Source organism: Acinetobacter sp. S4400-12, assembly GCF_024129495.1.
In the GTDB taxonomy this organism is placed as follows: domain Bacteria; phylum Pseudomonadota; class Gammaproteobacteria; order Pseudomonadales; family Moraxellaceae; genus Acinetobacter; species Acinetobacter lwoffii_C.
The window spans coordinates 1-1,180 of record NZ_JAMXYB010000086.1; the positions used below are offsets into that span (position 1 = coordinate 1).

2 protein-coding genes are annotated in these 1,180 nt (G+C 36.1%); both read right to left on the reverse strand.

The window, feature by feature from the left end; genetic code table 11:
• Window positions 1-56: 56 nt before the first annotated feature.
• Window positions 57-653, reverse strand: coding sequence for a nucleotidyltransferase (locus tag NI461_RS14015; protein WP_253157845.1), 597 nt, complete (start codon window positions 651-653; stop codon window positions 57-59).
• 3 nt (window positions 654-656) lie between these two features.
• On the reverse strand, window positions 657-1,103 hold the full coding sequence (locus NI461_RS14020; RefSeq protein ID WP_253157847.1) for an exonuclease domain-containing protein: 447 nt from the start codon (window positions 1,101-1,103) through the stop codon (window positions 657-659).
• Window positions 1,104-1,180 lie beyond the last annotated feature (77 nt).

The window sequence follows — 1,180 nt, forward strand, 5'->3', positions numbered from 1 at the left end:
GTGCGTGCCATTGAAAATGTAGAAATAAAAATAACTCAAAGGAGGATTTTAAGTATTTAAAACCAATTCTTCAAATGAGGACACGCTCTAGCCAAACTTTCTAACCACAGTGAATAATCACGAGGTGAACTGCATTTCCAACCAGTCTCTCTATCTGGGACCTCTAAATTTCCGTAACCAGCTGATTGACCATTACCTCGTGCATTTCGTGCTGGTGTAACATCTATGTGGAAGCCTGGATTTTCATCTGCATAAACAATTCTAATGCCTCTACGCAAAGGTTTGATGGGGGTACTAGTTCTAGTCCCTTCTTCGAAACGCCTTGTTAGTGCATCTAATACTTCTTTTGAATCTACATTCTGTGCGTTAGGAAGTAAGACAATAGCATCAGCATCAACATTGGCCAGATCCCCTTCTGCTTCAGGAGCTGGCTTGATTGTTGTCTTTAATCCAATCGAACCTTGCACAAAAATATGAGCATCTTTTAATATTTCATCTTCAGCTACATTTAAAATCGCTTGTAGATTACTATATCTATCTGTTATTAGATCGTATTGAGCAGGGGTTAATGAAATTTTTTGAACAATATTCATTAAAACCACTTCCCAACTATCTATTTGTGTTGGATGCTGCGCTTGTGCTACCAAATTCATAATTCACCCCTTTCTGTTTACTTCTTCTAAAATTAAATTAAATAACTCTGCTTGAAATATCGCATCCTGCAAAGCGTGATGATTATTAGTAAAATTCGGCTTTAATTTTTCAACTATTTTACTTGATTTAGTTTCTGACCAATCACCACCAAAACAGCCAAAATACATAGATTTAATATCTACTGAGGTATAGCCAAATGGATTATTTCCTAGATATTTATGGAAGTAATAGTTTATAAATGACCAATCAAATCCAACATTAAAACCAACAAATATAGGTATTTCGTTGGCTGTAACATTTTGATCAATCCACTTACAGCACTCAGCCATAGCCACATTTGCCAATAACCCTGTACTTAATAGAGTATCTAAGTTAAACCCTGTCACTGATAATGCTTCAGGGTCATACTTGTTTGAGATTGGCTTTAACTCACAGTGGCTTTGTTGCACAAAGATTTAAAAGACAACACTCTGCTCATTTGAACAGAATTCAAGTGACAACTTGGGTATGAGGACGACCTAATTCT